The sequence below is a fragment of the Saccharomonospora iraqiensis subsp. paurometabolica YIM 90007 genome (genome assembly GCF_000231035.2).
GTDB lineage: Bacteria > Actinomycetota > Actinomycetes > Mycobacteriales > Pseudonocardiaceae > Saccharomonospora > Saccharomonospora paurometabolica.
Map to the genome: position 1 here is coordinate 122,149 of NZ_KI912228.1, position 6,188 is coordinate 128,336.

Sequence of the window (6,188 nt, forward strand, 5' to 3'; positions counted from 1 at the left end):
CAGGGCGCCGAGGCCGTCGCCGGCGACGTCGCCGACCTCGACGGGGAGGGGTTCGACGCGGCCGTCGACTGCACCGGTGCCCCCGCCGCGATCGAGGCCGCCGTCGACGCGCTCGGCAGGGGCGGCAGGCTGCTGGTCTTCGGGGTGGCGCCGGAGCGCGCGCGGGTGTCGTTGTCGCCGTTCCGGATCTACCACGACGAGATCACCGTCGTCGGCTCGATGGCGGTGCTGCACAGCTTCGGCGCCGCGCTCGACCTCGTCGCCCGCGGCGTGGTCGAGGCGGACGCGCTGGTGACGGACACGATGCCGCTGACGGAGTGGCCGGACGCGCTGGCACGCGTGCGCGCGGGCACCGGTCTGAAGATCCACATCGACCCGGGCCGGGAGTTCCCGGACGCGCTCCCGGGCGCCGTGGGAGGGGAGTGACGATGTCCCGAGTCACCGGGCCTCGCCGACGGCCCTTCTCGGCCCTGCTGCTGGTCCTGGCGCTGCTGGGGGTCTCCGGGTGTGCGGGGGCGGGGGCGCTCGGCGGCGACGGGCGGACGCTGACCGTCGCGATCGTGGCCAATCCACAGATGAACGACGCGATCGCGTTGTCCGACCGGTTCGAGCGCGCACACGATGTGCGGCTGCGGTTCGTCTCGCTGCCGGAGAACCAGGCACGTGCGAAGATCACCGCCTCGACCGCGACCGGCGGCGGCGAGTTCGACCTCGTGATGATCAGCAATTACGAGACGCCGCAGTGGGCGGCCAACGGGTGGTTGCGCGACCTGGGGCCGTACCTGGACGCCCACCCCGACTACGACCACGGCGACTTCATCCCCAGCATCCGGGAGTCGTTGTCGTACGAGGGGTCGATGTACGCGGTGCCGTTCTACGGCGAGTCGTCGTTCGTGGCCTACCGGAAGGACCTCTTCGCCGAGGCCGGGCTCACCATGCCGGACAACCCCACCTGGTCGCAGATCGCCCGGTTCGCCGCGGTGCTGGACGACGAGGAGGCGGGTGTGGCGGGCATCTGCCTGCGCGGCAAGCCGGGGTGGGGCGAGAGCCTCGCCCCGTTCAACACGGTGGTGAACACCTTCGGCGGCCGCTGGTTCGACGAGAACTGGCGCGCACGGCTGACGTCGCCGGAGTTCCGCGCGGCGGCCGGGTTCTACGTCGGTCTGCTCCGGGAGCACGGCGAGGTGGGCGCCGCCAGTGCCGGGTTCTCCGAGTGCGGCACGCGCTACACCCAGGGACAGGCGGCCATGTGGTACGACGCCACGGTCATGGCGGGCGTCAACGAGGACCCGTCGTCGAGCACCGTCGTCGGCAAGTCGGGCTACGTCGCGGCCCCGGTGCGGAACACCCCCGCGGGCGGGTGGCTCTACACCTGGGCGCTGGCGATGCCCGCGGGAACCGAGAAGCCGGACCTGGCCTGGGAGTTCCTGTCGTGGATGACGGACAAGGACTATGTCCGGCTGGTGGGCGAGACGTTCGGGTGGAACCGGGTGCCGCCGGGGTGCCGGAGGTCGACCTACGAGATCCCGGAGTACCGCGAGGCCGCCCGCGCCTACGCCGAACCGACGCTGGCGGGCATCCGGAACGCGAACCAGGAACGGACCATGACGAAGCCGGTGCCCTACCCGGGCATCCAGTTCCTCGGCATCCCCGAGTTCCAGGACCTCGGCACGCGGGTGAGCCGGCAGCTCTCCGCCGCCATCGCGGGGCGGATCACCGTGGACGAGGCCCTGCGGCGGTCCCAGCAGTACGCCGAGGACGTCGGCGCGGCCTACCGGGAGACGCGATGACCACCACCCTCGAAGGGCCCGCCGAACACCGCGGGCACCGCCGGTCCACCCCGGACCGGTCCCGCCCGGGTGAGCGCGCCCGGGCCTGGCGGCGCCGTGCCCCGTTGCTGCCCGCCCTGCTGTTCACCATCGCGGCGACCCAGGTGCCGTTCCTGGTCACCGTGGTCTACTCGTTCCAGTCGTGGAACCTGGTGCGGCCCGGCTCCCGGCACTTCGTCGGGTTCGACAACTACGCCGCCGTGTTCGCCGACAGCGAGTTCCGCGGGGCGCTGCTGAACACGGTGCTGCTCACCCTGGTGTGCGTGTTCGTGTCCCTGCTGCTGGGCCTGGGGCTGGCGCTGCTGCTGGACCGCCGGTTCGTCGGCAGGTCGGTCGTGCGCACGCTCGTCGTCACGCCGTTCCTCCTGCTGCCCGCCGCGGGGGCGCTGCTGTGGAAGACGACGATGTTCGACCCCACCTACGGGCTGCTCAACGCGGTGCTCGGCACCGACGTCGACTGGCTGTCGCGGTATCCGCTCGCGGCGGTGATGACCCAGGTGGTCTGGCAGTGGACGCCGTTCATGACGCTGCTGATCCTCGCCGGGCTCCAGGCGCGGTCGCCGGAGGTGCTGGAGGCCGCCCGGGTGGACGGTGCCGGCCGGTGGCGGATGTTCGCCTCGATCACGTTGCCGCAGCTGTCCCGCTACCTCCAGCTCGCCGCCCTGCTCGGGGCGATCTACATCGTGAACACCTTCGACGCGATCTACCTGATGACCCAGGGCGGGCCCGGCACGGCGAGCACGAACCTGCCGTTCTCCATCTACCAGCGCGCCTTCCAGGGCTTCGACGTCGGGCAGTCCTCGGCGATGGGGGTGCTGGTGGTGCTGCTGACGCTGATCGTGGCGACGTTCGCGCTGCGGGTGATGTTCCGGTCGTTCGACGTGCGGGGAGGTGTGCGATGAGAGCGTCCCGTCCGGTGCTGACCGGCGCCACCTGGCTGGTCGCGGTGCTGTTCGTGTTCCCGGTGGTCTGGATGGTGCTCACGGCGTTCAAACGCGAGGCCGACGCCTACACCGATCCGCCGACGGTGCTGTTCACCCCGACCTGGGAGCAGTTCGCCGGTGTCCTGGAACGCGGCTTCCTGCCGTACCTGGCCAACTCGGCGGTCGTCACCGTGCTGTCCACCCTGGCGGTGCTCGCGTTGGGCATCCCCGCCGCCTACGCGCTGTCGCTGGCCCCGGTGAAGCAGACCGGCAACGCGCTCGGGTTCTTCCTGTCCACGAAGATGCTCCCGATCGTGGCCGCCATCATCCCGCTGTACGTGATCTCGCAGAACACGCGGCTGCTGGACACGGTGTGGATCCTGGTGCTGCTGCACACCGCGATGAACCTGCCGCTGGCGGTGTGGATGCTGCGTTCGTTCTTCCTGGAGATCCCCGCCGAGATGCTGGAGGCGGCCCGGGTGGACGGGGCCTCGCTGCCGACGATGCTGACGCGGGTGGCCCTTCCCGTGGTCGCCCCCGGCATCGCGGCGACGGCGCTGATCAGTGTGATCTTCTCGTGGACGGAGTTCTTCTACGCGGTGAACCTGACCGCGGCCCGCGCCGGGACGGTGCCGGTGTTCCTGTCCGGATTCATCACCAGCGAGGGCCTGTACTGGGCGCAGTTGTCCGCCGCCGCACTGCTCGCGTCGCTGCCCGTGGTGATCATCGGCTGGATCGCGCAGAACCACCTCGTGCGCGGCCTGTCGATGGGGGCCGTGAAGTAGGCGACCGGGGAGTGGCGCGGGGTGGGCGGGCAGGGCGCAGGGACTCAGCCCTGCCGCTCGCCGATCGTCACGGTGGTCCGCTGCCGTTGCCCGTCGCGCAGGTATTCGAGCGCGCGCTGCTGGCCGGGTTCGGAGCGGCGCAGCGCGGAGAGCACGTCCTCGACGTCGCGGACACGGGTGTCGCCCAGCCCGACGACGACGTCGCCCCGCCGCAGGCCGGCCTCGGCGGCGGGGCCGCCCGGTTCGACCCCGAGCACGAGCGCGCCCCGCTCGGCCTCGATGCCGAGCCGGTCCCGGATCGACGGGGTGAGCCTGCCGAGTGAAGCACCCAGGTAGGCGTGCGTGGCCACCCCGTCGCGCAGCAGTTCCTCGGTGGTGTCGACCACGGTGGACGACGGGATGGCGAAGCCCAGCGACACCGCGCCCGCGCTGGGCGGGATGTAGGCCTCGTTGATCCCGACGACCCGTCCCCGGGAGTCCAACAGCGCCCCGCCCGACGACCCCGGGGAGATCGACGCGTCCGTCTGGATCAGGTCGACCAGCGACCGGTTGCCCTGCGCGGCCGACCCGGGGATCTCGCGGTTCAGCCCGGACACCACGCCGACGGTCACGGAGTTCTGGAAGCCCAGCGGTGAGCCGATGGCGATCGCGACGTCGCCCTGCCGGGGGAGCTGCTCGCGGTACTCGGGGACGGGGAGGTTCTTCCGTTCGGTGCGCAGGACGGCGAGGTCGGTGAACTCGTCCGTGGCGATCACCCGGGCCCCGGAGGCCGCGCCGTCGGCGTAGACCAGTTCGACCTCCTCGACGTCGGCGACGACGTGCTGATTGGTCACCACCACGTCGGAACGCAGCACGACCCCGCTGCCGACGCCCTCCCCGGCGCGGACGGTGACCATGCTCGGTTCGAGCTGCTCGACCAGGTCGGCGTATCCGCCGTCGCCGCCGCCCACCCCGCCGTCGGCGGGCGCCGTGGTACCGGTCCCCGGCGCCGGTTGCCGCCCGTCACCACCGGTGCAGCCACCGGCCAGTGCCACGGTGACGACCAGGGCGCCGAGAACAGGGGCGATCCGCATGTCGGCGGGCTACCCTGCCCGCGCGCCGTCAATCCCGGGAGGTTCACCGACCCGGTACCGGGGAACTCCCGGAGGGACCGGGCGGGTGGGGTGGTGACCGCCGGTGAGAGGAGGCCGGGTGCACGCGAGCGTCCGGGGTGCCGTCCTGGCCGTGGTCCTCGCCGCGGTGGGTGTCCCCATGTCGGCGTGCAACGGAGGGCCCGACGGGGCGAACGGGCCGGACGGGCGCACGGGGGTTCCGCCCACGGACACCGTTCCGCCGACCGGACGCACCACCGGTGCCCCGGAGGTCACCGTCCGGGGAACGGTGGCGCGGGGAGTGGAACCGAACTGCCTGGTGCTGTTCACCGATCGGAAGGAGTATCTGCTGCTGCGGGCCGGCCCCGGGCTGCGGCCGGGTACCGAGGTGGTGGTGTGGGGAACCCCACGTCCCGGGATGCCGACCACCTGCATGCAGGGCACCCCGCTCGTCGTGCGCGAGGTCGACCGGGTGGGTGCGGGCAGCACATCGTGAGGCGACGTCAGGAGGCGGCATGACACGGACACACACACTGTCCGAGGGACGCGGTGGGGTACTGGTGTGCTTCGACGGGTCGGAGGGGGCGCACACGGCACTGTGGTGGGCGGCGGCCGAGGCGTCGGTCCGCGGTGTGCCGCTCGTCGCGGCGCAGTCGTTCGAGTGGGATCTGCCGTCGCTGCACGCGGTCGACGAACACGGCGAGTACAACGAGCGACTGTTGCGGGAGAACGCCGAGCAGGACCTCAACCGGGCGACGGGCGAGTGCCGCGAGGCGTTCTCCGGGCTGACGGTGTTCTTCGCGACTCCGGACGGTCCGCCGGAGGTCACCATGGTGCAGCTCGCCGACCAGCTCGACCCGGTGATGGTCGTGGCGGGCGCCTCCGGACGGGGGGCCCTGGCACGGATGGTGCTCGGTTCCACGGCGGCCGAGCTGGCACGCCGGGTGCGTCAGCCGTTCGTGGTCGTGCGGGGGGAGCCCCCGGCGGCCGACGCGCCCGTCGTGGTCGGGGTGGACGGTTCGGACAACAGCGAACGGGCCGTGGATTTCGCCCTGGACTTCGCCGAGTACCACCGGGCGCCGGTGCGGGCGGTGTACTCGTGGACCGACTGGCCGCTGGAGGCCTACGCCACCGCACCGCCGGGCCAGGTGGGGCTGACCCACGTGGACGAGTCCACCCAGGCGGTCGCCAAGGAACAACTGGACACCGCCGCCACCCGGCACCCGGACCTGGGGATCGACTGGGAACCCGTGACCGAACGGCCCACGCACGCGCTGCTCGACCGTGCGGAGGGCGCCCGGCTGCTGGTGGTCGGCAGCCACGGGCGCGGCCCGGTCACCCGGGCGCTGCTCGGCTCGGTGAGCCACGCGGTGCTCTACCACGCGCCGTGCCCGGTGGCGGTGCTGCGCGCACTCGACCGGGGGGAGCCGGCGCGGGAGGACACCGGGACGGGAGCCGAGGCGCTGCGGACCGGGCCGCCCCGGGGCTCAGCGTGATCCGGTCGGGTCCGCACCACCCCGGTCGTCCGGGCTTCCGGACTCCCCGCCGGAGCCGTCCGGC

7 protein-coding genes are annotated in these 6,188 nt (G+C 72.4%); 6 read left to right on the forward strand and 1 reads right to left on the reverse strand.

The window, feature by feature from the left end:
- The 4 genes from SACPADRAFT_RS30475 to SACPADRAFT_RS0210300 form a co-directional block, all read left to right on the forward strand.
- On the forward strand, positions 1-426 hold a 426-nt coding region (locus SACPADRAFT_RS30475), incomplete at its 5' end, for a zinc-binding dehydrogenase (RefSeq protein ID WP_007026042.1).
- Between the two features lie 2 nt (positions 427-428).
- Positions 429-1,790, forward strand: coding sequence for an ABC transporter substrate-binding protein (locus tag SACPADRAFT_RS0210290; protein ID WP_007026041.1), 1,362 nt, complete (start codon positions 429-431; stop codon positions 1,788-1,790).
- Complete coding sequence (locus tag SACPADRAFT_RS0210295) at positions 1,787-2,731, forward strand: carbohydrate ABC transporter permease (protein ID WP_007026040.1); 945 nt, start codon at positions 1,787-1,789, stop codon at positions 2,729-2,731. Before SACPADRAFT_RS0210290 ends, SACPADRAFT_RS0210295 begins: the two co-directional genes overlap by 4 nt.
- Complete coding sequence (locus tag SACPADRAFT_RS0210300) at positions 2,728-3,537, forward strand: carbohydrate ABC transporter permease (protein WP_007026039.1); 810 nt, start codon at positions 2,728-2,730, stop codon at positions 3,535-3,537. The genes SACPADRAFT_RS0210295 and SACPADRAFT_RS0210300 overlap by 4 nt, the downstream gene beginning before the upstream one ends.
- A 44-nt stretch (positions 3,538-3,581) precedes the next feature.
- Here the strand turns inward: SACPADRAFT_RS0210300 and SACPADRAFT_RS0210305 are convergent, their stop codons facing one another.
- Complete coding sequence (locus SACPADRAFT_RS0210305) at positions 3,582-4,610, reverse strand: S1C family serine protease (RefSeq protein WP_007026038.1); 1,029 nt, start codon at positions 4,608-4,610, stop codon at positions 3,582-3,584.
- 118 nt (positions 4,611-4,728) lie between these two features.
- Here SACPADRAFT_RS0210305 and SACPADRAFT_RS0210310 point away from each other — a divergent pair, with 118 nt between their 5' ends.
- Positions 4,729-5,124 carry a hypothetical protein gene (locus tag SACPADRAFT_RS0210310; RefSeq protein ID WP_007026037.1) on the forward strand — a complete coding sequence of 132 codons (396 nt, stop codon included), beginning with the start codon at positions 4,729-4,731 and terminating at the stop codon, positions 5,122-5,124.
- A gap of 19 nt (positions 5,125-5,143) precedes the next feature.
- Positions 5,144-6,124 (forward strand): universal stress protein, encoded by a 981-nt coding sequence (locus SACPADRAFT_RS0210315; protein ID WP_007026036.1) that lies wholly within the window; start codon positions 5,144-5,146, stop codon positions 6,122-6,124.
- Positions 6,125-6,188 lie beyond the last annotated feature (64 nt).